Here is a 23684-nt window from a genome sequence, read left to right as displayed (position 1 = left end):
CAGGCAACAAATCCAATAATCTCTGTAAAAGATGCCGTTCTTAAAATAATTATTATTTTGAGCTTTTTAATTCAAATCCCAAATATGAAATTCTCGAAAACCTACTGCCTTATATTCTTTGCTGCACTTACTGCCAATGCCCAGACGACAGATGAAGCCCTGAAAGAAAAGGCCCGGCGCATTCATGAAAAAGTTATTACTATTGATACTCATAACGATATCAACACCAATAATTTTACTGCTCAAAAGAATTATACTCAGGATCTGGATACCCAGGTCAACCTGCCAAAAATGGAAAAAGGAGGTGTGGATGTTACCTGGCTCATTGTATATACAGGGCAGGAATCTCTTAATTCCGCAGGCTACAAAGCAGCTTTAGAAACAGCCATGTCAAAATTTGAAGCCATTCACAGGCTGGTAAATGAGATTGCCCCATCTAAAATAGGTCTTGCCACCACATCTCAGGAAGTAAGAAAACTAGTGACCCAGGGCAAAAAAGTAGCCATGATAGGGGTTGAGAATGGTTATCCAGTGGGAACTGATATTAAGAACGTTAAAAAATTCTATGACCTGGGAGCACGATATATGTCGCTCTCTCATAATGGCCATAGCCAGTTATGTGATTCAAATACCGGCGAAGCCAATAAAGAATGGTTACATGGCGGACTAAGCCCTTTGGGGAAAGAAGTTGTAAAAGAAATGAACCGGCTGGGAATGATGATCGATGTCTCTCATCCTTCCAAGGAATCCATGCGGCAAATGATCGAACTTTCCAAGGCGCCACTCATCGCTTCTCACTCCTCGTCAAGAGCATTATGTAATCACAGTCGTAATCTTGATGATGAGCAGCTGCAATGGCTCAAAAACAATGGCGGAGTGATACAAACTGTGGCCTTTAGTTCTTATCTGAACACCGAAAAACACAATAATTTTGATGCTGCAGTAAAAAAGATCTACCAGGACGTAGGTGAAAAAATAGGATTCAAGGTTTTGAGCCGGGAGGAAGTCAGGGCGATGGAAAGCAAAAAACGCGATCTGTACTATGAAGACTTTAGGAGGGTGAGAAAGCTTTCCCAGCCAAAAATTCAGAAACTAAAGGAACAGGTTCCTCCTGTGAACGTATCAGATTTTGTTGATCACGTGGATTACCTGGTGAAGAAGATTGGAATTGACCACGTAGGGATAAGTTCTGACTTTGATGGTGGTGGCGGAATTGAAGGCTGGAATGACGCTTCCGAATCATTTAATATCACCCTTGAGCTGGTAAAACGAGGTTATACAGAGCAGGAGATCGCAAAATTGTGGGGAGAAAATCTGCTAAGAGTTCTGGATGAAGTTCAGGCTGTAGCACAAAGGCTTCAGAAAAAGTAAAAAAACAATAGAGGCTGCCCGAAAAATAAAAAACTTCATTTTGCTATTTTCCAGTGAAGCGTGATAATAAAGGCTTCACATAGCTAAAAAAATTTCCGGGCAGCTTCTGTTCTAATAACCAACATCGGGCCTAAAGTCTGGATTCGTAAGTCCCACTATACCTACAACTCCCATTACCGGCACCCCAAAATTCACAATATTTGACATTTTTCGATTTTTAAGATAGACTGCGCGTATCTCATTATCCTGAAATGGAATCTTCAAAAATTTGCCTTCTTCTACATTATTCCGGTCAAGAAACAGTTTTGCTGCATCAGATTTTTTTCCGGTAATACCTACCAGTTGTCCGCTGTCCTCTCTTCTTAATTCCCTGAGTTCGAAAACCAGGTTGTCAACAGTTTCTACTTTCACACGATTATTTGAATCTACCGCATGTTGAACATCTGTAGTATCCTGATGGTAAACACTGCATGCGGTCATTCCCCAAATAATCCCAACAATGGCCGACTTCTGAATAAAATTTCTCATATCACACATTTTAAATTACAAGAACAAAATGGGGGAATTGAAACGCCAGGAAATTGAAAATGGGGAAGAATATATTATAAAGCTAAAAAGTAAATAGCGATTTACCCGTCTTTAAGCGGAAAAGACTTACAATTATTTAAAGAAAAGCAAAAGAATAGTGAAAAGTGTTAGGATTTAGAGCAATTATAGCAGCAATAGCAATTTGATATTACTGCCGGGCCTTTCTTATTTTTTTATCCCAGAAAATAAAACCAATGAAAAGCGTAAGACTAATGATCGAGGTCCAGAGCAGCCCAGTTTTAAGACGCTCGTAATCTCCACCCAGGTATGCAATAAAAATGATCAAAGGAGAGATGCCTATCATGGTGGCACCAATAAATTTCCAATAGCCCATTTTTAAAACTCCGCCCACAAAACTTATTGCGTCATTTGACAAAAACGGACTGAGTCGAATAATGATCACCGTCCAGAATCCATATTCCTCAATAAAATTCGAGATCTTCTTTTCGGTTTTATAGCCAATAAGCTTTTCAACGATAACCGGACCAAAATACCTGCCTATAAAGTATCCGAAGCTGGAGGCCATGAAAATAGCTGCAAAGAGGATAACTGCACCAATAATGGGCCCATATGCAAGTACCGTCACCACCATTACCAGTGGCGAAGGAATTACGATGAGGAACATTTGCAAGATCATCGTAAGGATGATCACCAACGGTCCAAACCACCCAAATTGCGCCACCCAGTTCTTTGTTCTTTGCTCATCACCACTCGTAAGCACGCTCCAGCCTTCACTAAAAAAATCCTGCACCTGGGGAATAAAGAAATAACTTAGAACCAGGGCAACAACAATTGCGAGAGAAATATAGAGAGGTGCTTTACTTTGCTTAACCGAAGGGGTTTCGATACTATCGGGCATAAATTACTTTTTCTTTTTGAAGCTTACCCGCTGTATGGTAGCTGGATTTCCTTCGCTGGAAATATAGAGATTTCCGGCGTTATCAAAAGCCAGGCCTTCTGGCTGCGGAAAAATGTTAGGATCTAATCGATGTAAAGTCTGGGGTTTTCCCTTTTTATCAAGAATTAAGAGGTGCGGCATTTCGGCCTCGAGGATAAGATAATTTCCGCTCTTTGGATCCCGCACGAGATCTGACGGATAGAAAAGCCGATCTTTTTCTCTTTCCCGCAGGCTTTCAAAGATCTCTTCTTTAAAATCAAGTTCAAGAATGGGTTTGTTTTTCATTTTCATAGTCTGCACATCAACAGCATAGATCCCGTTAGCTTCTTTGGAATCTAATCCACGTTCTTTAGGAATGAGCAACAAGCTCTTTGAAACAGGATCAAAGAACAGGCTTTCAATATTGTTCTTGGAACTAAATGGAGTTTTGAACTTGTCTACAGATGCATTTTTATCCATAAAATCATTGATCCTAAAAATAAGCCCATCTGCCACCTGTACATAAGCTGTATTTCCATTTACCGCAATAGCTTCATAATCTCCAGAGCCAGAAAATTTGATCTGCCTTTCTATTGCAGAAGTTTCAAGGTTGTAAATAAAAATAACGCCTTTTTCATCCTGGACGCAGGCCAGGAGATTAGGTTCCAAAAATGCGATTCCTGAGATCTCTTTAAGATCATCGGGCAGCTCCCACGTCTGCTCCACCTCTACTTCGGAAGAAACTCCTTCCTGATATTCCTCCGCATTCTCATGCACCGTATAAAAAAATACGCCCGAAATCAAAAGTAGTCCGGTCGTAACCAGAAAGACTATCTTATTATGCCCCATCTCTTTCATTTTGCCTAAAAATAAAGAAAGCAATCGTGCAGGAGATGAACTTTAAAACTTCCTTTTAAAAGATTAAGACGGATTTAAGGAACTTGAAAATCCTAAAGTTTTTTAAACTTTCAGAATTTTTGTTCTAAGTCTTCGTTTCTTTGGCAGACACTTAGCCTATGAAGTTTAAGAATTTCAAATTAACACCTGTAAAGAAATGGGTGTTAGGATCCATACTTGCAATTTTCCTGCTCTTCGGGTTATTTTACTTAAGTATCTACTGGGGCTGGTGGGGAAAAGTACCCACAACCGCCGAACTTAAGGATCTAAAACAAAATGAGGCTACCGAGGTTTTCTCTTCTGAAGGAAAACTGATAGGCAAATATTACATTTTTGACAGGCAACCTGTACTCTTTGAAGAACTGCCTCAGCATTTGCTCGATGCACTTATAGCTACTGAAGATGTGCGATTTTATGAACATTCGGGCATCGACAGCCGGAGTCTACTCCGTGTTTTTGTGAAGACGATCCTCATGGGTGACGAATCTTCGGGCGGGGGAAGCACCATCACCCTTCAGCTTGCCAAGAACCTTTTCGGCAGGAAAGACTACGGGCACCTTAGTATCGTAGTGAATAAACTACGTGAGTCCATTATCGCAAGACGCCTGGAGGATATTTATTCAAAGGAGGAAATTCTTGGTCTTTACTTTAACACTGTTCCATTTAGCGACAATACTTATGGCATTGAAAGCGCTGCCATGAAGTTCTTCAATACCACCACCAGTGAGCTAACACTCGAAGAAGCAGCAACCCTTGTAGGCACCTTAAAAGCTTCACATTATTACAATCCGCGGCTCAATACGCAGCGCAGCCTGGAACGCAGGAATGTTGTTCTTTATCAAATGAACAAGTACGGATTCTTACCTTCAGAAAGGTATGTGAAGGCTAAATCTCGACCCATTAATTTGGATTACCAGTACTTCAGCAATAATGGCGGAGTGGCACCGTATTTTCGGGCACAGCTCAAGAAAGATGTAGAAAGCATCCTTGACACCTTAAAAAAGGAAAACGGAGAGCCATATAATCTTTACCGGGATGGCCTTCAGGTTCATACCACCATAGATTATGAGATGCAGCTTCTTGCCGAAGAGGCAATGCAGGAGCATATGGCGCAACTGCAGGAACAATTTGAAAAAGCCTACGGAAAGAATCCGCCCTGGAAGCGAAAAAACTTACTTGAAGAAGCCCTTAAACAGAGTGAGCAATATAAATCTTTAGCTAATGCCGGATGGAGTGAAGAAAAAATACTGGATTCCCTGCATCGAAAGACCGACATGGAGTTTTTTGACTGGGGCCAGAAGAAGCTAACCCAGGCGAGTATTGCAGATAGCCTGCAGCATTACATGAAATTCCTTAATATGGGAATGATCAATCTAGAACCCAGTACAGGAGCAGTAAAATCCTGGGTGGGCGGCATCAATCACAAGTATTTTAAATATGATCATGTGACCCAAAGCAGGCGCCAAATTGGTTCTACTTTTAAACCTGTGGTCTATACTGCAGCAATAGAAGCGGGAATTGATCCCTGCACTTATTATTCTTTACGAGAGGTCACTTATGAAGGTGGATGGACGCCATCCAATTCGGGTGATGAAGAGGAAGATCCATACATGAGATACCCAATGCCTACCGCCCTGGCAAGATCTATTAATACCATCGCTGTAAAAGTGCTTTATGATGTAGGTTTGCAAAAAGTCATTGACCAGGCCGAAAGGATGATGTTCCCTAAAGACCTTCCGAAGTATCCTTCCATTGCGCTTGGAACTGCCGAACTTACAGCAGCCGAATTAGCGGGATCTTATGCCAGTTATGCGAACAATGGCAAAGCAGCTAAACCTTATTACCTCACCAGGATCAATGACAAATATGGAAATACCATTGCCGAATTCCGCCCACAGGTTGCCTCTACTCCCGCATTCTCAAGTACTACCCGGCAGGTGATGATCGAAATGATGAAGGGTACGGTGAACTCGGGTACTGCTGCACGTTTGAGGTACAAGTACAACTTGCCTAATGACATTGCAGGAAAGACCGGAACTACCCAGAACAACCGGGATGGCTGGTTTGTGGGGATCACTCCAAGTCTTATTTCGGTAACCTGGGCGGGTACAGATGATCCTCGTATTGGCTTCCCCTCTACTGCGCTGGGACAGGGGGCAAATTCGGCACTACCGGCCTTTGCCCTGCTCCTTCAAAAAATGAATGCCGATTCACAGTTCAATAAGATTACCAAGGCACAATTTTCCCCTCCTTCCTCCACAGTACAGATGATGCTGGACTGTGAACCGGAACAGCGGGATAATTTCTTAGAGCGGCTTTTTACAAGGTCAGATCAACCCAGAAAACCTGAGAAAAAGGAAAAACAAGGCCTGTTCAAAAAGATCAAAGGGATCTTTAAAAAGAAGAACTAAGAAGGCGAAAATCATTTGGTCAAAAGATCGGCTGATCGAAAATCCTTCAGAAGCAAAGGATATCACAGAAAACAGCTAGTATAAGAGGTGTCAAAAAAGGCATTTTTGACACCTGATAGATTTCGGCTTCAGGAAGAAAAATTGGCTTGATTGATCTTCATCCTCAGCTTTCGCATGTAGTCTTCTTTGAGCCAGTCGCGATAATTTTTTGTGCTGTTACTAATACAGTAGGAATATTTTCTAATGCGGTAAGCAATATCTTCTTCCAGCTCTTTGGCGAGAATTCGCGCATCAAAAACATCCTCACTGTTCTCAACACACATGCGGCAATGTTGCTCCAGCGAGCGTTCTAAGACCGCTTTTGACTTCAAGCCTTTCTTTATGATGTCATCATATTCCTCGTCTACATCAAAGAATACATCTTTGGTCTTTTCAAACTTTTTTCTAAGCTCCTTAGGCATTTCATACCTGAAGTTTTGTTCGATCTCTTCATCGCTCACAAGGTTTTCTAGGAAATAATCTGGAGATCTAAAGATCTGTTTCCAATCTACAGGTGCACTCCAAAGTCCAAAACGAGCAGCATTGTTTCCAAGATCTATAACAGTGAATTCACTTTTGCCGGGCAAGACGCGAGATCCCCTACCTATCATTTGGTAATACAGGGTGAGCGATTTAGTTGCGCGATTCAGAATAATGGATTCAACCGTGGGCTCATCAAATCCTGTAGTTAAAATACTTACTGAAGTGAGAATAGCATCAGGTTTCTTTTTAAACCATCTCAGAATATCCTTTCTGTCTTGTTTGCTTGTAGTATTATCTAAGTGTCTTACATCAAATCCCGCATTTCTGAAGGTTTCATAGACTTCCCGGGAAGTATTGATCCCATTATTGAAAATAAGCGTCTTCTTTCCCTGTGATTTTTCCATGTAGGCATCAAGCAGCTTTTCCTGCATACTGAAATTGGAATAGAGCTCCTCTGAAGATTTTACTGTATAATCTCCGTTGATCCCTACTTTTAAGGTAGAGAGACCCACATCATAGCTGTAGGTATTAGCCTTGGCCAAAAAGCCTTTTTCAATGAGGGAACTAATGGAATCCCCTACGATCAATTCCCTGTAGTTATCTTTCATGGGAAGCTTGATATTGGAACTAAGAGGTGTGGCCGTTACCCCCAGAATAAAGCACTTATTGAAGAATTTAAAAAGCTTTCTGAAGGAATTGTAATGTGCCTCATCGATGATCACCATACCCAGGTTCTCCAGCTCTACTTTTTCGTCGTTTAGACGGTTGTTGAGGGTTTCAACCATAGCCACAAAGCACATGTACTCATTCTGGTCTGGCAGTTCTTTGATACTGGAATTGATGATCTTATTGTGAACTCCAAAGCCCGAAAGCATTCTGGAGGTTTGTTTGCAAAGTTCTATTCGGTGAGTAAGAATGAGAACTTTCTTGTTAGTGCGCTGAATATATTCTCTCACGATCTGTGAGAAGATCACTGTCTTTCCACCTCCTGTTGGCAGCTGGTATAGTAGGTTGTAACGTTCGGGATGAGCTTCAATAACTTTAAATATCTTATTGATATCCTGTTGTTGGTACTCGTAAAGTTCCTTGTCTACTGTCTTTTCTACTATTCCAAAAGTGTCCTGCGCCATTTATTGTTCCTTTCAATTGCAATTTTGCAAAAATAACTGAAATTCAAGCTCGTACAAAACATTAGGTCTTAAAACCTGAAAAATTAATTTCTGGTTTTAACAAACCCCTCATTTTAAATGGCTTACCTTTAAATCATCAAAATGAAATGATTCCCAAATATTCTTGTCCCCAGATTTTTTGGTGTATTAAAGCCAGTGAGTATGAGAAGAGAAAAGAAAAGGAAGAAATATCTGGAGGCACTAAAGACAAACAAATTACTAAAAGATTTAAAGGAAGAGGATCTTGTAAATTTCCTAAACAAGTTAGAGGAAGAAATATGGCCAAAAACCTCTTGTAATGTAAATAAGAGCCGCACCTCGCATTACTTCCATTTTATAATTTCGGGTCGCCTTAAAGTATACCAGGTAGAAAGAGAGACAGGTAGAGAATTCACTTTTTTTATCCTGAGGAAAGGAGATGCTTTTGATGTTCTATGCCTATTAGATGGGTGCGAACACGATGTTTACTACGAAACCATAGACAGAGTTGTGCTCTTATCAATACCCATTGTTGCTATGCGAGATTGGATCGCAAAACATCCTGAGATCAATAAAAACCTTCTCCCTTACCTAAGCCATCAAATGAGGATCCTGGAAGAGTATGCTTCAAATGTCACCCTTATCGATATCTCAACGAGACTCGCCAGGCTTATTCTCAAGAATATCAATAGGGAATCTCATCAACTGGAATTGATCAATGACCTTTCCAACGAAGAAATTGCCAATCTTATAGGTTCTACAAGAGCGGTTGTGAACAGACATTTGCAACAGTTCAAGCATGACGGAATTTTAAGTATTGGCAGGGAAAAAGTGGCCATAAAAGATCTTGATCTCTTACTGGAGAAGGCGCGAAGCCAGTTTCCACCGTCTTTTTAAAATGCGATTTAACATCATATGCTACTTAGGTAGTTTTCAACCCGTTATATTCAAATTAACTTTACATCATAAACATCTAACACATGTACTATGAAAAAGTTATTAATTTGTTTGTTCCTGTTCGGCTTTATAAGCACAGGTCATTCACAGATCCTTTTAAAGGAAGCCAAAGTTGATTACAAACCAGAATCAATGAAAATCGATCCCAGTACCAACAGTTTAGTTGTAGAGATAAAAGAAAAAGTTGCAGGTGATTTCCAAAAAGATCCTCTTGATTTTATGAGAAGACAATTCGACATACAAAAATTTATTGTAGACAATGAAGATTCCGACTATGATAGCTATTTTGTAAACTTTAAAAGTAATAAAGGATATTTAGCTGCAAAATTTGATGAAACAGGCGACTTGGTATCCTCTTTTCAAAAATTTAAAAACATCGCACTTCCCGAATCTGCACGGTTATCAATCCTTGCAAAGCATCGCGATGCTTCAATTGTAGGAAATAAGTATTACGCATCAACTAAAGGCTGGGACCTTACTAAATCGCACTATATTGTAAAGATCAAAGACGGAGATAAAACAAGACGTGTGCGTGTTGATAATAACAGAGGTCTGTACACTCTAACCAGTTTATAAAGCTTTTGTTACCTGCTTGAGAGGTTGCCAAACTTCAGAATGATTTGTTTTCAGAATAAGATCTCAAACTCTTATAGTTATTAGAAAACAGAGTATTCAAAAAAGGTTTTTTGGCAACCTTTTTTTATTGGTCAAAGAGATCTGATGAGAGATACCTGTCTCCCCTGTCACACACAATGCTTACCACAACTCCTTTTTGGAGCTCATTACACAACCTCACGGCTGCAGCTGCAGCTCCCCCACTACTCATCCCGGCAAAAATTCCTTCCTCTTCGGCTAATCTTTTGGTCATGTTTCGGGATTCCTGCTCTGTTACTTCTAAGATCCTGTCCACTTTTTTTGGATTGAAAATACGCGGCAGGTATTCCTGAGGCCATTTTCTTATCCCCGGAATTCTTGCATCTTCTCCAGGTTGCACCCCAATGATCTGGATGTTATCATTTTTTTCTTTTAGAAAGGTAGAAGTACCCATAATTGTACCTGTGGTGCCCATGGAAGATACAAAATGGGTGATCTCGCCGTTTGTATCTCTCCATATTTCGGGTGCAGTAGTATGGTAATGTGCCTGCCAGTTGTCATCATTTCCAAACTGGTTGAGCATAAAATAGTTACCGGTTTTCATCCGTGCTTCGGCGTAATCCCTGGCACCTTCAATCCCTCCTTCGGCATCTGTAAGGATCACTTTGGCGCCATAAGCTCTCATGGTCTGTACGCGTTCTACGGTAGAGTTTTCGGGCATTACCAGTTCAATATCCAGCTGCAGCAACCTGGCCACCATGGCAAGCGCTATTCCGGTATTTCCACTCGTGGCTTCGATTAGCTTTGTTTCCTTAGAAATCTCTCCTCTTTCCAAAGCTTTTGAGATCATATTGTATGCCGGACGATCTTTTACGCTACCTCCAGGATTTTGACCTTCCAGTTTAAAATAAAGCTCCACTTGGGGATTTTTTATAAGATTCTGAGCCCTTACCAGGGGCGTATTTCCTATAAGATCGAGTACGGTTTTATTCATTGTGCTATGTTTTTTATTTTAATGGTGGGAGAATGCGTTACAAAAGAATTTGCCGGCACCGAGCTTGTAAGCCAGGCATTCCCACCAATGATGCTATTGGCACCAATAGTGGTTGCTCCTCCCAAAATAGTGGCATTGGCATAAATGGTAACCCCATCTTCAATAGTAGGATGCCGCTTGACATTTCGAAGTTCCCGTTCCACATATAAAGCTCCCAGGGTAACGCCCTGGTAGATCTTTACATTGTTCTTGATCACAGTGGTTTCTCCAATTACCACTCCTGTTGCATGGTCTATAAAAAAGGAATCTCCAATTTGGGCACCGGGATTAATGTCTGTTCCAGTCATCTTGTGAGCGTACTCGGTCATTAGACGTGGTACCAGTGGCAGCCCCATTTTATAAAGCTCATGACTTAACCTGTAGACCGCAATGGCATAAAACCCCGGATAGGATAGATAAACCTCCTCCACCGAATTTGCAGCTGGGTCATTGCTGGCAATAGCTACAGCATCAAGGTTGATCTTTTCCAGTAAGTGAGGCAGCTTCCTGCAGTAGCCCTCCCAGATTTCTATACAGGGTTTTCCGGGCTCCCAGCACACCAGCTCACCCAACTCTTTAAAATCATATGCAAGATCATTGAGGTTCTTTTCAACGGCCGTATCCCTGTCAAAAAGGGTATAAAAAAGATGCTTTGTAAAAGCCTCCACCTTTTCCTTGATCTTGAATCGAAGATTGGGAAGTTGTTTTTGAGCTGTGATTCGTTGAATTACTTCTTTATGGTCCATAGGAAAAGAGTGAATTTCAAAATTAGTAAATAGCAGTAAAGGCCCGCTTTTTTTTTGACTTAATGTTTTCTTACAAAAATAATTAACTATAAAAGAAAGGTTAAAAATCGCGCCTCCTAAAACCATTCTTAGTCAGGGTGTTGTAATTTTAAATGTATTATTAATCAAAAACTTATAACCATGGCAGAAGACCAAAAAAAATCCGGACAAAAACAAGATTCAGCAAAGAAGAGCGATCAGAAATCGGATAAATCCGCAGGAAGACAGAACACTAAGAAATAAGCTGTTCTTGAAATATCATTCGAGCATGTTTTTAGGCCACCTCAAAAGGGTGGCTTTATGCTTTTGACAGAAAAAACTTCCTGAGACTCTCACTTATTTCCTCCAGCCACTTTAACCTGTCCATCACTACCTGCACCTCTTGTAACCGCTCTCGCACGGGATCCTTCTTCTCCTTTCCATGTTCTACCTCCAGCAGCTGCTGGTACAGCTGCCTGTAATATTTTTCGGCTGCACTTATGTCATCTTTGGAATCTTTAACTGCAACTTTATCTTCGGAAGAGGAAAAAGAAAGATGTTGCTGAATGGCCGCCATATAATTCCTGAAATGCACGGTTGCTTCTGTAGTAGGATGTGATCTTATAAAAGTTCCCAGAGAAGCTGTCGCCGAAAGCAATTCTTGATTTAGAGAAACTATTCTAAAGGTCTCCTCGAGATGTTGTTTATGCGTTTTAGGTTCCTGAGCCATGCGTTGAAAGGCGGCGTTGAGATCACCCATAGCCAGAAACGCCTTTTTTCGAGCCAGTCTGTAAGACGCCATTTCTGTTTCATTGCTGTAAAGCAGCTCAACCTCTTTTAAAAACTCCCGATTTGCCTGAATGCTTTCCTTTATAAAGTTATTGATAGTGGCATATTCCCAGGTTGGCCAGAGAAATTTTGCAGCTAAAAACGCAATGCCTGCACCAATTATGGTATCTAAGACCCGAAATTCTATCACTTCAAGAACGTCGGGACGCAGAAGGCTGTATATAAATACCACGTTAAGTGTAATAAAAGCGGCAGCCGTCTTATAGTTCCGCTGGATCATGGAATGAGCCAGCACCAGAGTGATTACAGCCAGCACGCCATAAACAACAGCACTTTTAATGAAGATCACGATAGTGACTGCCACTGCGCCACCTATTAAGGTGCCGAAAAGGCGTTGTTTGAACCTGTCTCTTGTTAACGCGTAACCCGGTCTCATGATCACCAGGGTTGTAAGCAGGATCCAATAAGCATTTTGTACGGCGAAAAATTCTCCAATGACAAAACCAGTGATCATCGCTACCGTTAATCTAAGGGAATGCCTGAAAATTGGCGATTGTAGATCAAGATGATCCTGTAAGGTCTTGAGGTCATACTCTGTAGTGGTTAAAAACCGAACTGCATCCTGTCGCTTCATCCCCGTTTCACTTTTTCCCTGCCACTCGGTGATCAAGCGCTCTATGGATCTTACCTTCTGAAATTGTTTATCCTTGAATGAAATAAGATTGCGGTAGACCAGGAGTAAATCATTTTCCTCAAGATGGGAAACCTTGCTTTCAAGAAGTTCAAAATTCTTCCAGATTTCAGCTTTTTTTAGCTGGAGCCTTGTATCCTTTTTATAGCGCCTGTCTCTTCTAAGAACTTCAGCAATGATCCTCAACCTATCGGCCATCAGGTTACTCCAGGCTTCCACCTGCTTTACTTCTGCCTCATAATTTTTCAGCAGCTTTTTCATTCTTTCTGAAGTTACAGGATTTGCCATTCCCAATTCAAGAATATCAACAAGTTCCATGAAAATGAGCAGCCTCTTCCTTACCATGCCCGACCTTCCGAAGTTCTTGCGCCTGCTAATAACCATTTCCCGAATAAGCTCATGCTTCTCATTAATGGAGGTTTGAAGCGCAAAAAGCTCCTTATGAAATTCCTCTGCTTTTTCCCCTTTTTGAGACATGAGCTGCGCCCGAATTTCCAGATACTTTGCAGTAAGTTCAAAAGCTTCGGCCAGTAAATGATCGGTTTCTCTTCTGCGGAAGAGGTAGTGCAACACGAGAGAAAATAACAGATACCACAGTCCGCCGGCTCCTATCCAAAGTGCATGTGTGATCACACCTCCTTCTGAAGCTACCTGCGCCAGGCTTAGTACGATCGCCAGTAATCCCGAAAAGGAAATAAGGGAGGCTCTAAAGCCATAGACCGAGATCATGGAAAAATGAAAAATCAGGAGAATGAAAACAGGCAGAAATAAAAAGGTATAGGACGAAGCATAACCTATAATGAGGGTAGCAAGTACGGCGATGATCACAGAAAGTGCGACCCCAATTACCCGTCTGCGCAGGCTGCCTGGCACTTCACTTGGAGAAGTGAGCAGCACCCCCACCGCCATGGCTATTCCTGCATTCATTTGCCCAAGATAATTCGCCACCACCAGAGGCAGGATTGCAGCAACAGCAAACCGGATCCCTCTGGAGAATTCGGCGGTTTTTAAGAGTTGGAAAAAGGATCTTATTTGCTGAAAAAGCATCTACTACTTCAAAATTTATTACAAAGCTAAACTCGTTTTTAAAGTGGAGGCAGAAGAATCACGAAAAATTATATTCAGGGCCCATTTTTAACCTTTAATTAGTATCTCAACTTTGGCATAAGCCTGCAGGCATCGTAATTTTAAAAAAATTGATGCAGGGCTAAAATTGCTTTGCTCCCACCAAAAAAAAAGAAAACTATGAAAATTTTAATGGTCTTAACCTCTCATGACCAATTGGGAGACACAGGAAAGAAAACAGGTTTTTGGGTAGAAGAATTTGCTGCCCCATATTATATACTTGCCAATGCGGGTGCCGAAATAACACTGGCTTCCCCAAATGGAGGTCAACCTCCTATCGATCCTTCAAGTACTACAGAAGATGCGCAGACAGACGCCACCAGGCGTTTTGATAAGGATGAGGAGCTTCAGAAAAAACTTGCAATGACCAAGAAACTGGAAGATGTTGAGGCCTCCAATTTTGATGGAGTGTTTTATCCGGGAGGCCATGGCCCTTTGTGGGATCTTGCCAACGACCTGAAGTCTATTTCACTTATCGAGGATTTCAATCAACAAATGAAGCCTATGGCTTTTGTTTGCCACGCCCCTGGTGTGCTTGCCAATGTTGAAGACCACAAAAATCCTTTGGTGAGAGGGAAAAACGTCACCGGCTTCGCAAATTCTGAAGAAGATGCCGTAGGTCTTTCAGACGTGGTGCCATTTAAAGTTGAAGATAAAATGAATCAATTGGGTGCCAATTTTAGCAAAGGAGAAGACTGGAGCTCTTATGTAATGGTGGATGGGAAGTTGATCACAGGACAAAATCCTGCATCTTCAGAAAAAGCGGCGCGAGAATTACTGCGCATGCTGCAAAAATCCTAGGGCAATCATATGGCGAAAAAAGAGAGATCTGTAACAGAGGTCATTAAGGAGCATGAAGCCTCCGGGATTTATTTTGATGTAGATGGGCTTAATACTTTTGCCCTAAAGTATGGCCGTGGAGAAACTGTGCTTTGTGTACATGGCGTTCCTACTTCCTCCTTTTTATACAGAAAAGTACTTAGGTCTCTTGAAAAAAAAGGCTACAAAGGAGTGGCAATAGATCTCCCCGGATTGGGATTATCTGACAGGCCTGAGAATTTCGAATATTCCTTCTCGAATTTGGCCGACTTTCTTTATAAAGCAGTTAAAGCGCTGAAGCTTAAAAAATTCCACCTGGTGGTTCACGACGTAGGCGGGCCAATAGGTTTTGCCCTGGCCGCGAGACATGCTAATCGTATTCTATCCCTGACTGTTCTCAACACGTGGGTTGATGTGGTCAATTTTAAAAAGCCTGTTGTAATGCGGCCTTTTGAAAAAAGAGTTTTAGGAGAAGCAGAACTACAAATGATCACACATCTCACCTGGCCTGTCATGTTCAAGCAAATGGGTGTTTTGAATACTTCGGAAATTAGCACTGCAGAAATGAACGCTTACGTAGATCTCTTGAAGAGAGATGATGGCGGAAAAGCATTTCTGAAGATCATGCGCAATTTTGATCATTCCCCCGAATTCCGGGAACTGTGTTATAAGGCGGTAAAGAACAAGGATTATCCGGTGCAGGCGATATGGGGAGCCAACGATCCTGCACTACAGCTTGAAACCCACGGAAAAGAGATCCAGGCAGCTGCTGGTTTAAAAGAAATTCACCAGTTAAAATCCCGCCACTTCTTACAAGAGGAGGTCTGGCTTGCCCTGGCCGATAAAATTGTGGACCTGGCAAAATCTGTACACCTGTCTCCGAGAAAGTAGAAAAAAAGGAGGTCTAAAAAACCTCCTTTTTGACACCTCAAATTATTTCTGAGGCGGTTTTGTGGGTCGAATTTCAATCTTGCTAGGTAAGGCACGCTGGTTCATCTTGAGAAGGTCAACCACCAGTTCTCCAATATCTTCACTTTGAATTTTCCAGGCATCCTCTTCAGAGGGTGTATGGTCGTTAAAGTGCGTTGCAACAGAGCCGGGCATAATGGTAGTCACCTTGATGTCGTAATTTCGGAGATCTAGCATTGCAGCCTGGGTAAAGCCTGTAACTCCAAATTTACTGGCATTATAAGCCGAGCCTCCCGCAAAGAAATTCGTTCCTGCTAAACTGGAGATCGTAAAAATATATCCATTTGTTTTCTTGAGGTGAGGGATAGCAGCTTTAAGGCTGTAAAAAACACCGGTAAGATTGGTGTCTATAGTTTGCTGCCACTGCTGTGGGGTAAGGTCTTCTATAGAACCAAAATGCCCTACCCCTGCATTGGCTACCAAGACATCCAATTGCCCCCATTTTGCGGTGACCTGGGCAATCGCCTTTTTCTGACTCTCAAAATCTCGAACATCGGCTTCAATGCCTATTACCTCAGCTTTCCCTTTTGATGTGATTTCCTTTGCTGCTTTTTCTGCTTCTTTTAAGTGCCGGCTGGTAATTCCAACTTTTACACCCATTGCAGAAAGGGCTGCAGCTACGCCGTAACCTATACCTTTGCTTCCGCCAGTGACAAAAGCAACTTTGTTGTTTAAATCTTTCATGCTTTTATTTTATGATAAAACTATTAAATACTTCAGCTAACAGAAAAATACATCATTTAAGAGTTTGTTAATTGTTTCAGGAGAAATCCTGCTCAAAAATTAACTTCCGAAGCGAAAAATCTTTAAAAAAAGTCCGACAAATTACACCGAGATTCAATTATCTTTGCACTCCTTCTAAGCAGGGAAAAAGTTTTTCCTGATTAGAATCATGTTTAATTAAAAAATTGCAAAAGTTGGAAAATCCAAAGGCACAAAAACTTCTGAACAAAATACAGCGCGACCTGATGCGCAATGGCATTATTACCAACACCATCGTTGAAGATCTTAAGGAGTTGAGGCCGTATGCAGTAGAAGAGAAGAATCCTTTGCTTGCAAAAGTGATTAGGCTTACTTACGAACATATCGAAACCTACCAGACCTTTGATATTCCAATTCCGGAAGATGAGCCAGTAGAAGATCTTGAAGAGGAAGAAGAGCCTAATGAAGTTGATCCAAAAGAAAGCCTGGATTATTTACTTTCTTTAATGGCGGAATCTCGAAATAAGATCAACGCCCTGGAACTTAGAGAGTACAGTGAGAACTTAATTGCGTACGCCGAAGAGAATTAACCTTTTGTTGAGGCAATGTGGCTCAATAATTGGATATATTTCTGAAAATCGAGCTTTTAATGGAGGAAACGAATATGAAGAAGAAAAATGAGGTAGTTCTGAACAAAAAACCCCGCTGGAAATTACTTCATCAGTATTACAACTACACTGGATTTTACCGGTTTGTAGGCAATAGTGTCAAAAAGGCCATTTTACCGATCATTCTTTTTCTGGCCGCCTTGTTTGCCATTAATGAATATGTGATCAATATCAATCAGGTCCTGGTCACTGTCACAGAGACCTTTTCTCCTATAGGAATACTTGCATTTTTCCTGGCATCTGAATCCATTTTCCTGGGATTAGTCCCACCGGAATTGTTCATTGCCTGGGCAGGAAAATCTGCTATGCCTGTTATTTATCTGAGTCTTCTGGCACTGGCATCTTATTTGGGAGGTATTATTTCCTACTTTATGGGGAAAGCCATTACCAAAATCCCGGCAGTTCATAATTACATGGAAACGCGGATGGCCAAGCATATAAAGAACACCGAAAAATGGGGAGGTTTTCTTATTGTAGTTGGAGCCCTGCTTCCAATTCCCTTTTCCATTACAAGTGTTGCTGCGGGTATTATTAACTATAAATTCAAATATTACCTGCTTTTCGGGCTTCTTAGATTCATTCGATTCTATGGATATGCCCTGGTCATTTTCAAGATCGTATAGTACTAAAATATAGATTATAAAAAAATCCCAGTAGAAAGGAGTTCCTTCTACTGGGATTTTTTGTTGATATCACCACAGAAACAGAACTACCTGATCTGTGTAAATTTAATACCCAAAGTTCTTTCCAGCTGAGTAATTTGTCTGCGCTCGTATTGATTTACAAGGGCGAGGGAGATTCCAGTTTTACCGGCTCTCGCTGTACGGCCGCTACGATGAGTATAATATTCAGTTTGATCGGGTAATTGATAATGCACTACAAAGGCAAGGTTTGCAACATCAATGCCACGAGCAGCAACATCTGTTGAAACCAGGAGCCTCAGGTTCTCATTTTTAAAAGCCCGCATCACCTTATCCCTGTCTTTCTGCAACATGTCTCCTTCCAGAAGTCCCACTTCATAGTTCTTAGCTATTAATTGCTTGGACAAAGTTCTGGCTGCAGTTTTTGTTTTGGTAAAAATTATTCCACGCTTCTTGCCCATGGACTTGAGAAAATAAGCGAGCGTATCGAGTTTACTATTGTCATCACCTGACACATACTGATGCTCAATCCCTGTATTTACCGCGTCCTGCTTATCTATAGCAACTCTTCGGGCATTCTTATTTACATACTTGTTGATGATCTCATTGAGTTCCTGAGGCATGGTAGCAGAAAACAGCCATACGTTTCTTTCTTTAGAAGCCGTCATTTCCAGGATGGTAGAAAGATCTTTCTTGAAACCCATGCTTAACATCTCATCTGCCTCGTCCAGGATCAAAGTCTTGATCTTTCTGATGTCTATCGCCTTTCTTTTTATAAGATCAATGAGTCGGCCCGGAGTTGCAACTACAATTTGGGTGGGGCGATTTAATCTTGCGATCTGGATGTCGATCTTTTCACCTCCATAAACAGCTTCAGTAAAAACTTTGTCTGTGTATTTAGTAAACTTGAAGATCTGACGGGCAATTTGCTGGCCCAGCTCCCTTGTAGGTGCAAGAATTAAAGCCTGTATCTCTTCATTTGAAGGATCGATCTGGGCGAGTAATGGCAAACCAAAGGCTGCCGTTTTTCCAGTTCCCGTCTGCGCCTGGCCTACAAAATCTACAATACCTTCTGTCAAAACAGGAATGGCTGCTTCCTGTATTTTTGTGGGATGTTCGATTCCCATCTCTTTCAGCCCTTTTATAATTTCCTCTGAAACTCCCAGTTCCTTAAATGTCATTGCGTTAATTTTTAGCGAAGATAACTTTTTCTTAAGGATCGCGCTCTCCTGGGCTTCAAATTACCCGAGGCCGCACGGCATCTGCACTCATTCAAACAGCTGGTTAATTTATTAAGGATGTGCATGTTAAAATGAAGCTAAACCAAAAAATCTGCGATAAATTTTAATAATTTATCACTAATTTGGTTGTATAACCAATAAAAAAGAAATTATGCTTACTATTATTCTGAATATCCTTTTACCTCCTTTAGCAGTCTATCTGAATCATGGTGTAGGGACTACTCTTTTAATAAGCATTATCCTTACGCTGATTGGTTGGTTGCCTGGAGTTATCCACGCCTTTATAGTAAACTAATGAAAAAACTGTCTAAAACGTAAAATCCCCTTTTAAAATCCTGATGTAAGAGATCAGGTATGACCTTCCCAGAAGGTATCCAAAAGTTTGAATTAGCCTTTAAGCTTATGTTTTAGACAGTTTCTTATTTTTTATTGCTCCTTTTCCTCTAGCTTTTGTTGCCATTTCCATGCGCTGGCCATTGCATCTTCAATATTGTACTCTGCCTTCCAGTTAAGCACCTTATTAGCCTTATGTGTATCGGCATACGCCGAAGTTATATCTCCTTCCCTCCTCTCGGCGAAGGAATAAGGTAATTTTTTACCCGAAACTTTTTCGAAAGCCTGAATAGCCTCCAGCACAGAATTTCCCTTTCCTGTGCCAAGATTGAAAACTTCGTAGTTGTCCTGCTGTTCCCCATCCAGCAGCCGCTCCAGAGCTACGACGTGAGCCCTGGCGAGATCCATAACATGAATGTAATCTCTTATACAGGTGCCATCTGGTGTGGGATAATCCTTTCCAAATACAGAGAGTTGTTCCCTTTTTCCCGCTGCAGTTTGTGTTATGAACGGCACGAGATTTTGTGGTGTGCCAATGGGTAATTCTCCAATCTGGGCGCTGGGATGTGCTCCAATAGGATTAAAATATCTCAGGGAAATAGCCCGTAAACCCGGCACCACTTTGCAGGTATCAGCAATGATCTCCTCACCTATCTGTTTTGTATTTCCATAAGGTGACTCCGCCCGTTTTACTGGTGCATTTTCTGTAATAGGCAGTTCATCTGCCTGGCCGTAAACAGTACATGAGGAACTAAAAATGAAATTTGAACTTTTCTTCTCCTTTAGCTGCTGTAACAGGTATACAAGCGTATTGATATTATTCTCATAATAAAGCAACGGGTTCTGAACACTTTCCCCAACAGCCTTCGAAGCAGCAAAATGAATTACTCCTGCAAGATCGCTATACTTCTCAAAAAAGCGATTTACATCTTGTTTTTCCCTTAGATCAAGATTTTCAAATTCGGGGGAGATCTTTGTGATCTTCGTTATACCTCCTAAGACATCCAATGAAGAATTGGAGAGATTGTCAATAATCACTACCTCAAAACCTTTCTCCTGAAGCGCTACCACAGTATGGGAACCAATATATCCTAAACCTCCTGTAACTAATATTTTTTTACTCATTATATTTATCTTCCAAATCATTCGCAAAATAAGAATTACCTGGCTACTTTCTGCGAAATCGTATAAATATGTGGTTCCAAAAAGGGGATTTTTGATCTCCTTTCTTTGACGCTGTTTAACCTGCTGCAACTCAATTTAGTTACTAAAGAAGAATGTATTATGGGACCGCATTTCGATTAAAATGAAATATATTTGCAGCAACAAAAAAAGAACACATGTCGCTGGAAAATCAGGTTAAAACCTTTAAGTGGATCAGTATTTTAGAAGGGATTTCTTTCCTGGTCCTTTTGTTGATCGCCATGCCTCTAAAGTACATCTGGAATGCTCCCGAAATGGTACGACTAGTTGGAGCGGCCCACGGTTTCTTGTTCATAGCCTACATCATGGGTGCAGTTTTCCTTTTCAAACCTTTGAGGTGGGATCTTAAGACCCTGTTGATCATCTGTGTGAGCTCTGTCTTACCTCTGGGTCCATTTTACGTTGAGAAAAAATACCTTTAGAGAATGTGGGAAAGGATCAAAGAACTAAGTAATTATTTAGCAGAATATCTTATTGGGAAAGGCCTGGACGAGGATATTGCGCATTTTCTGAATATGCTGGTGAATATTGCTGTAGTATTTGTTCTCTGGTATTTCATTCATCATATCACAAAAAGGATCTTACTTACGGCTTTTCAAAGGTTTACCAATAAAACTAAAACTACTTTTGATGACTACCTTGTCAAAAGTAATTTTCCCAAATATGTAAGTAATATTTTTCCCCTCCTGCTCCTTATACTTACAGTTCCTGTAGTTTTTGAAGATTATCCCAAACTTCTTGAAGTCTTTGAAAAACTGGTAGACATTTATATCATCCTGCTCACAGTTTTCATTTGCCGAAGCCTGGTGAGAACGACTACCAATTACATGAAGCGCCATGAGCGTTATCATGATAAGCCTATTGAAAGCTACGCGCAGGTGCTCATGATAGGTTTCTGGTCTATTGGGCTTATTTTTATTTTTTCAGAAATCACCGAAAGATCTGTACTCGGCTTTCTTATTTCACTGGGTGCAGCTTCGGCTATAATCCTTTTTATTTTCAAGGACACCATTTTAGGATTCATTGCTTCAATCCAGGTTTCTGTTAACGACATTGTGCGAATTGGAGACTGGATCACCTTCAGCAAATATGGAGCCGATGGGTTCGTGACAGAGATCAACCTGGCTACAGTAAGAGTGCAGAACTGGGATAATACATATACGACAATCCCAACATATAACCTGATCGCCGATTCCTTTCACAACTGGCGCGGAATGCAGGAATCTCCCGGAAGACGCATTAAAAGATCTTTGAATATCAAGCAAAACTCCATTAGATTTATAAATGAGGAGGATATTCAAAAGTTTGAAGAGTATGGTCTCGTTGCACCATACATTAAGCAAAGGCAACAGGAGATCAACGAATACAACCTGAAGCTGGGCATCAATAAAAAACATTTGCTCAACGGCCGACATCAGACCAATCTTGGTGTTTTCAGGAACTACGCACTGGCTTATCTCAAAGCCCATCCTCAGATTCACCAGGAAATGACTATGATGGTTCGGCATTTACCGCCTACCACTCAGGGTATTCCGGTGGAGATCTACTGCTTTAGTGCAGATAAGCGTTGGGAATACTATGAAGCAATTACCGCCGATATCTTTGATCATCTTATAGCGGCTGTACCTTATTTTGATTTACAGCTGTTCGAATCTCCTTCGGGTGACGACATTATCAAGTCTTTGAAACATATTTCAGGAGGTAAGTAATTATTCTGGATTTTGAACGCATGGCTCGAAGGCTGGTTTCAACCCAAAGCTTAAAAAATATCTCTGTTTTCCTTTCCAGACGAAAGAAAGCTCTACTTTAGATAAAATTTTCACAGCTTTTCACCAAAACAGGAAAAACGCACATGCATCTTAAACCATTTCTTCAGGGGTTCGGTATCATTGCCGTTATTATTTCTCTTTTTCCTTTTGTAGCTGCAGATTACTGGTGGATAAGAATGTTCGATTACCCACATGTACAGCTGACTGTACTAACTTTTGTCGCCTTAATGGTTTATTTCTTCAGGTTTGACCTTCGTAACTGGAGAGACTATACCTTTATAGGTGTTCTGGGAGCCTGCTTTCTGCTACAGTTAGGCAAAATTTATCCATATACCCCATTTGCCAATGTGGAGGTAAGAAAAAATACAGTTGCCATACCCCAAAGCAGCATTAGCATACTAGCCACAAATGTGCTTCAGAAAAACAAGGAGTATGGAAGAGTAGTCAATGAAGTATTTTTACAGGACCCCGATCTTTTGATCTTTACAGAAACCGACAAGACCTGGCAAAAAGAATTGAGAAAAGGTTTGAGAGGATTTGGCTACAACTACAGAATGGAGATGCCGCTTGACAACACCTATGGCATGCTGGTTTACTCTCGCTTTAAGCTACTAGACCCACAAATTCGATTTTTACTTGATGACAGCATCCCTTCCATGCACGCGAGGATCATTTTACCTTCGGGCGAACTGGTGCGCCTTCACGTTATTCATCCTACTCCTCCCATGCCGCCACATGACGCTACCTCTACAGATAGAGACGCCCAGATGATGATGGTCGCAAAAATGGCAAATGAAGAGGAGCTTCCTGTAATAGTGACAGGAGATTTTAATGATGTTGCCTGGTCTGAGACCACCCGACTGTTCCAAAATGTAAGCGGATTACTTGATCCCCGAATAGGCAGAGGGTTTTACAATACCTTCAATGCAGAAAGTTGGATCATGAGGTGGCCCCTTGATCATTTGTTTGTTTCAGAAGAATTCAGGCTGGTGGAAATAAAGGTGGGTAATGACGTGGAATCAGATCATTTTCCGCTTTATGCCAAGCTGAGCCTGGAGCCAGAGAAAGCAGCAGTTCAGGAATTACCTCCTCCCAAAGAGGAAGATTTACAAAAAGCTGAAGATCAAATCGAAAAAGAGAACAGAAAGGATCAGAAAGAAAAGGCCGAAGGCAAGGAGTAACTACTCTTTCAGTCTGTCTTTTACATATTCGATCTGGGTTTTACCGTGAGGTTTGGCTTTACCTTCTTCGTCCAGACACACCATTACAATTCTTTCGATACTAATGATCACCTGCCGATTCATTTTATTCCTTACCTCACACCTTAAAGTTAAAGAGGCCTTGCCAAATTTTACAACGTCCATTCCAATCTCAATGATATCCCCTTCCCTCGCAGAACTTTTAAAATCGATCTCACTCATGAACTTAGTTACGGTACGGGGATTCTCAAGCTGAATAATTGCATAAAGAGCAGCTTCCTCATCAATCCATTCCAGAAGTCGGCCGCCAAATAAAGTTCCATTAGGATTGAGATCTTGTGGCTTGATCCATTTACGGGTATGAAATCTCATT

Annotated in this window: 23 protein-coding genes; 12 read left to right on the top strand and 11 right to left on the bottom strand. The window is 41.2% G+C overall.

Annotated elements, in window-relative coordinates:
- Nucleotides 1–84 precede the first annotated feature (84 nt).
- Complete coding sequence (locus tag HC175_RS09850) at nt 85–1371, top strand: dipeptidase (protein ID WP_168138330.1); 1287 nt, start codon at nt 85–87, stop codon at nt 1369–1371.
- Between the two features lie 111 nt (nt 1372–1482).
- Here the strand turns inward: HC175_RS09850 and HC175_RS09845 are convergent, their stop codons facing one another.
- The 3 genes from HC175_RS09845 to HC175_RS09835 form a co-directional block, all read right to left on the bottom strand.
- Nucleotides 1483–1899 (bottom strand): hypothetical protein, encoded by a 417-nt coding sequence (locus tag HC175_RS09845; protein WP_168138329.1) that lies wholly within the window; start codon nt 1897–1899, stop codon nt 1483–1485.
- A gap of 208 nt (nt 1900–2107) precedes the next feature.
- The gene (locus HC175_RS09840) at nt 2108–2818 is read right to left on the bottom strand and encodes a TVP38/TMEM64 family protein (protein WP_168138328.1); all 711 of its coding nucleotides are present in this window, start codon (nt 2816–2818) and stop codon (nt 2108–2110) included.
- Nucleotides 2819–2821: 3 nt separating this feature from the next.
- A complete protein-coding gene (locus HC175_RS09835) occupies nt 2822–3685 on the bottom strand; it encodes an SdiA-regulated domain-containing protein (RefSeq protein ID WP_168138327.1) in 864 nt (287 codons plus the stop codon).
- A gap of 167 nt (nt 3686–3852) precedes the next feature.
- Here HC175_RS09835 and HC175_RS09830 point away from each other — a divergent pair, with 167 nt between their 5' ends.
- Nucleotides 3853–6144, top strand: coding sequence for a transglycosylase domain-containing protein (locus HC175_RS09830; protein WP_168138326.1), 2292 nt, complete (start codon nt 3853–3855; stop codon nt 6142–6144).
- Between the two features lie 128 nt (nt 6145–6272).
- Here HC175_RS09830 and HC175_RS09825 read toward each other — a convergent pair whose 3' ends face one another.
- Nucleotides 6273–7796, bottom strand: a complete 1524-nt coding sequence (locus tag HC175_RS09825) for a DEAD/DEAH box helicase (RefSeq protein ID WP_168138325.1) — start codon at nt 7794–7796, stop codon at nt 6273–6275.
- Between the two features lie 201 nt (nt 7797–7997).
- Here HC175_RS09825 and HC175_RS09820 point away from each other — a divergent pair, with 201 nt between their 5' ends.
- Together HC175_RS09820 and HC175_RS09815 are read left to right on the top strand one after the other, a co-directional pair.
- Nucleotides 7998–8711, top strand: coding sequence for a Crp/Fnr family transcriptional regulator (locus HC175_RS09820; protein ID WP_168138324.1), 714 nt, complete (start codon nt 7998–8000; stop codon nt 8709–8711).
- Between the two features lie 90 nt (nt 8712–8801).
- Nucleotides 8802–9347 carry a hypothetical protein gene (locus tag HC175_RS09815; RefSeq protein WP_168138323.1) on the top strand — a complete coding sequence of 182 codons (546 nt, stop codon included), beginning with the start codon at nt 8802–8804 and terminating at the stop codon, nt 9345–9347.
- Between the two features lie 124 nt (nt 9348–9471).
- Here the strand turns inward: HC175_RS09815 and cysM are convergent, their stop codons facing one another.
- The 3 genes from cysM to HC175_RS09800 form a co-directional block, all read right to left on the bottom strand.
- The gene (gene cysM, locus HC175_RS09810) at nt 9472–10359 is read right to left on the bottom strand and encodes a cysteine synthase CysM (protein WP_168138322.1); all 888 of its coding nucleotides are present in this window, start codon (nt 10357–10359) and stop codon (nt 9472–9474) included.
- On the bottom strand, nt 10356–11144 hold the full coding sequence (gene epsC, locus HC175_RS09805; protein WP_168138321.1) for a serine O-acetyltransferase EpsC: 789 nt from the start codon (nt 11142–11144) through the stop codon (nt 10356–10358). Before epsC ends, cysM begins: the two co-directional genes overlap by 4 nt.
- Nucleotides 11145–11481: 337 nt before the next feature.
- Nucleotides 11482–13689, bottom strand: coding sequence for an FUSC family protein (locus HC175_RS09800; RefSeq protein WP_168138320.1), 2208 nt, complete (start codon nt 13687–13689; stop codon nt 11482–11484).
- A gap of 198 nt (nt 13690–13887) precedes the next feature.
- Here HC175_RS09800 and HC175_RS09795 point away from each other — a divergent pair, with 198 nt between their 5' ends.
- Together HC175_RS09795 and HC175_RS09790 are read left to right on the top strand one after the other, a co-directional pair.
- Nucleotides 13888–14568 (top strand): type 1 glutamine amidotransferase domain-containing protein, encoded by a 681-nt coding sequence (locus tag HC175_RS09795; RefSeq protein ID WP_168138319.1) that lies wholly within the window; start codon nt 13888–13890, stop codon nt 14566–14568.
- Nucleotides 14569–14577: 9 nt separating this feature from the next.
- Nucleotides 14578–15477 carry an alpha/beta fold hydrolase gene (locus HC175_RS09790; RefSeq protein WP_168138318.1) on the top strand — a complete coding sequence of 300 codons (900 nt, stop codon included), beginning with the start codon at nt 14578–14580 and terminating at the stop codon, nt 15475–15477.
- 42 nt (nt 15478–15519) lie between these two features.
- On the opposite strand, the gene HC175_RS09785 is transcribed toward HC175_RS09790, so the two are convergent.
- Nucleotides 15520–16239, bottom strand: coding sequence for an SDR family oxidoreductase (locus HC175_RS09785; protein WP_168138317.1), 720 nt, complete (start codon nt 16237–16239; stop codon nt 15520–15522).
- 233 nt (nt 16240–16472) lie between these two features.
- Here HC175_RS09785 and HC175_RS09780 point away from each other — a divergent pair, with 233 nt between their 5' ends.
- Nucleotides 16473–16847, top strand: a complete 375-nt coding sequence (locus tag HC175_RS09780; protein WP_168138588.1) for a hypothetical protein — start codon at nt 16473–16475, stop codon at nt 16845–16847.
- Nucleotides 16848–16921: 74 nt separating this feature from the next.
- Entirely contained in the window at nt 16922–17548 is a 627-nt protein-coding gene (locus HC175_RS09775) for a YqaA family protein (RefSeq protein ID WP_235942578.1), read from the top strand.
- Between the two features lie 86 nt (nt 17549–17634).
- On the opposite strand, the gene HC175_RS09770 is transcribed toward HC175_RS09775, so the two are convergent.
- On the bottom strand, nt 17635–18747 hold the full coding sequence (locus tag HC175_RS09770) for a DEAD/DEAH box helicase (protein WP_168138315.1): 1113 nt from the start codon (nt 18745–18747) through the stop codon (nt 17635–17637).
- A gap of 211 nt (nt 18748–18958) precedes the next feature.
- On the opposite strand from HC175_RS09770, the gene HC175_RS09765 reads away from it, so the two are divergent.
- Nucleotides 18959–19102 (top strand): YqaE/Pmp3 family membrane protein, encoded by a 144-nt coding sequence (locus tag HC175_RS09765; RefSeq protein ID WP_093112854.1) that lies wholly within the window; start codon nt 18959–18961, stop codon nt 19100–19102.
- Nucleotides 19103–19233: 131 nt separating this feature from the next.
- Here the strand turns inward: HC175_RS09765 and galE are convergent, their stop codons facing one another.
- Nucleotides 19234–20265, bottom strand: a complete 1032-nt coding sequence (gene galE, locus HC175_RS09760) for a UDP-glucose 4-epimerase GalE (RefSeq protein WP_168138314.1) — start codon at nt 20263–20265, stop codon at nt 19234–19236.
- Nucleotides 20266–20480: 215 nt separating this feature from the next.
- Between galE and HC175_RS09755 the strand changes: the two genes are divergently transcribed.
- The 3 genes from HC175_RS09755 to HC175_RS09745 all read left to right on the top strand — a co-directional run bounded on the left by HC175_RS09755 (nt 20481) and on the right by HC175_RS09745 (nt 23293).
- On the top strand, nt 20481–20765 hold the full coding sequence (locus HC175_RS09755; protein ID WP_168138313.1) for a DUF3817 domain-containing protein: 285 nt from the start codon (nt 20481–20483) through the stop codon (nt 20763–20765).
- Nucleotides 20766–20768: 3 nt separating this feature from the next.
- A complete protein-coding gene (locus HC175_RS09750; protein WP_168138312.1) occupies nt 20769–22052 on the top strand; it encodes a mechanosensitive ion channel family protein in 1284 nt (427 codons plus the stop codon).
- Nucleotides 22053–22195: 143 nt separating this feature from the next.
- Nucleotides 22196–23293 (top strand): endonuclease/exonuclease/phosphatase family protein, encoded by a 1098-nt coding sequence (locus HC175_RS09745; RefSeq protein ID WP_168138311.1) that lies wholly within the window; start codon nt 22196–22198, stop codon nt 23291–23293.
- Here the strand turns inward: HC175_RS09745 and HC175_RS09740 are convergent, their stop codons facing one another.
- Nucleotides 23294–23683, bottom strand: a complete 390-nt coding sequence (locus tag HC175_RS09740) for an acyl-CoA thioesterase (RefSeq protein ID WP_168138310.1) — start codon at nt 23681–23683, stop codon at nt 23294–23296.
- Nucleotide 23684: the final 1 nt, after the last annotated feature.

It is taken from the genome of Salinimicrobium oceani (assembly GCF_012037645.1).
The sequence above is the reverse complement of the archived record's forward strand: the minus strand, read 5'-3'. Positions and strand labels throughout refer to the sequence as shown.